Origin of the sequence: Mycobacterium sp. (assembly GCF_036273375.1) — a bacterium.
GTDB lineage: Bacteria > Actinomycetota > Actinomycetes > Mycobacteriales > Mycobacteriaceae > Mycobacterium.
The window spans coordinates 1-2,752 of the sequence record NZ_DASUHS010000229.1 but is presented as its reverse complement, the minus strand read 5'-3'; the positions used below and the strand labels follow the sequence as shown (position 1 = coordinate 2,752).

2 protein-coding genes are annotated in these 2,752 nt (G+C 62.1%); both read left to right on the top strand.

Annotated features, from left to right (window positions below; all coding sequences use genetic code 11):
* The first annotated feature begins 5 nt into the window (after positions 1-5).
* A complete protein-coding gene (locus VFW69_RS20245) occupies positions 6-1,187 on the top strand; it encodes a zinc-dependent alcohol dehydrogenase (RefSeq protein ID WP_526503898.1) in 1,182 nt (393 codons plus the stop codon).
* A gap of 106 nt (positions 1,188-1,293) precedes the next feature.
* Entirely contained in the window at positions 1,294-1,821 is a 528-nt protein-coding gene (locus tag VFW69_RS20240; protein WP_526503896.1) for a lipoprotein LpqH, read from the top strand.
* Positions 1,822-2,752 lie beyond the last annotated feature (931 nt).

The following is a 2,752-nucleotide window of genomic DNA, read 5'->3' as shown; positions in this document are numbered from 1 at the left end:
TTGCGATGAAGGCAGTCACCTGGCACGGCAAACGGGATGTGCGCGTGGATACCGTCCCGGATCCGAAGGTCGAAGAGTCGACGGACGCCATCATCGAGGTGACGTCTACCAACATCTGTGGATCCGACCTTCATCTCTATGAGGTGCTCGGTGCCTTCATGACCGCCGGAGACATCCTCGGCCACGAGCCGATGGGAATTGTCCGCGAGGTCGGCCCGGAGATAACCAATCTCGCCGTTGGCGACCGAGTGGTGATCCCCTTCCAAATTTCGTGCGGCAGTTGCTACATGTGTGATCAGGAGCTGTTCACTCAGTGCGAGACCACGCAGGTCCGCGATCAGGGCATGGGGGCCGCACTGTTCGGCTACTCCGAGCTTTATGGCGCGGTGCCCGGCGGACAGGCGGAGTTGCTTCGCGTCCCGCAGGCCCAGTTCACGCACATCAAGGTTCCAGAAGGGCCGCCGGACTCGCGGTTCGTTTACCTCTCAGACGTTCTGCCGACAGCATGGCAGGCGGTGGCCTATGCCGACATTCCAGACGGCGGCTCGGTAACAGTGCTGGGGTTGGGTCCGATCGGAGATATGGCGGCCCGCATCGCATCCCATCTGGGCTACGACGTAATCGCCGTGGACCGAGTGCCCGAGCGGCTCGCCAGGGCTGAGGCCCGCGGACTGCAAACCATCGATCTCGCCCAGCACCACGACAAGCTAGCGGATGTCATCCGCGATATGACCGCCGGGCGTGGCACCGATTCGGTCATCGACGCCGTGGGGATGGAGGCGCACGGGTCACCCGTGGCCAAGCTTGCTCAACAGGTCACCGGTCTGCTGCCCGACGCCATCGCCAAGCCGATGATGCAGAGGGCGGGAGTCGACCGTCTCGACGCGCTGTACTCGGCCATCGACATCGTCCGCCGCGGTGGCACCATTTCGCTCAGTGGCGTGTACGGCGGCATGGCCGACCCGCTACCGATGCTCACGCTGTTCGACAAGCAGATCCAACTGCGAATGGGTCAGGCCAACGTGAAGAAATGGGTCGACGACATCATGCCGCTCCTCACAGACGACGACCCGTTGGGCGTCGACACCTTCGCCACGCATACCTTGCCGCTCGATCAAGCACCGCACGGCTACGACATCTTTCAGAAGAAGCAGGATGGCGCCGTCAAGATCATTCTCAAGCCATAGCGCCACGCACGTGGATCCATCAGCCGCCGCATGATTGGTGGTCGGACGAAAGGGGAGATGAATGGGTTTTCCAAAGCAGCGGATACAACACAGAGGAGACAAAGTGGTGGAGCGTGCGTTAGTGGTCGCGGTGGGGTGCACGGCGATCGTGATCGGGGGGCTGACCGGCTGTTCCAGTGACAAGTCCGCCTCGGAGAATGCCAGTTCCGCAACCGAGACCGCGAAGACAGCGATGAGCTCTGCGACCAGCGCCGCGACGTCCGCCACGGAGGCCGCCAAGGGCAATCCCCCGCCTGGCGCTGCCAAGGTCTCCATCGACGGTCAGGACCAAAACGTCCAGGGTAACGTTGCGTGTACCGACGTGGGGGGAAACATTCAGATCGCGATCGGTGACGCGACGCAGGGCCTGGGTGCTCAGCTGAGTGATGCCGACCCGCCGCAGGTCAAGCAGGTGGGACTCGGCAACGTCGGCGGCACCGCGCTGGGCTACGCGGCCGGTGCACCAGGCGGAGAAGCCTCGGCCACCAAGGACGGCAACACCTACAAGATCAAGGGCACCGCCACCGGGGTGGACATGGCCAACCCGACGCAACCCCTGACCAAACCCTTCGAAATCGATGTCACCTGCCCCTAGGGCGACTTTGAGGCGAGGGCGGCGTCCGATTCGGGCGCGTCTTCGTCGTCGACACGTTGACAGCCGTGGGCCTCCGTGTGCCCAACCAGTCCCGGCGCAGCGGACCATCAGCGAATCAGGTGTTTGCATCTTTCGCGGGGCATCAGGTCAGTACAGTTGCCAACGACGCTGGATCAACCCTGCTCATGATCCGGTGTCGTAGTTTTATTCGATGTCGGAGAGCGGCTGTAAGGTGTCACCACTTGAAGGCCCGCCGAGTCACACTAGTTTCGTCACGGTGACGTAATCCCGTGGGCTCGGTATGCCCGGTAGCCTCCGAATGCTGTGTCACTCAGGGGGTTCCGACAGGTCTTATGTTCCAGTCGCCCTTCACGGAGCTCAGCGTCGAACCAGCGCAACTCCAACTGCTCCAGCACTCGCGCGGGAACGCGCCAGGTGACTGCCACAGAGCGCGGGCCGTGGCAGAGCCTTCAGTAATGCCATTCCTGCGGTCCCCACCGGACCGGCGGTCATGTTTTCACGACGTTTGCACATCCAATGTTGGACTCTGGCAACATGTTAAGGGCACAAAACCTGAGATATGCTGCGCCGCAGTCATTGTCAGCCGATAACATAGGTTATGTCAGGTAACGCGATAATATGCTGGGAGACAATAGTTTTGGAGCGATGATAACGCCTTGACTCTCAGAGTCTCGCCAGCTTCCCTGTCCAATACATGACGACGATTCAGGCCGGCGCCGAGCCGAGAACAGCGCTACCCGGGGGTCGACAACGTCCTAGTACGGGCTCGCGATCTTTCATCGCGCGCTCGAGGCCGCGCGGGACCAACACATCGGGCTGTCGGAGTGGGTGCCAGGAATCGAGACAGCACTTGGCGTCGGACTCAGCGACAGCGAGATCCGCGAGGTGTCCGAATACCTTGCCGGCGGCG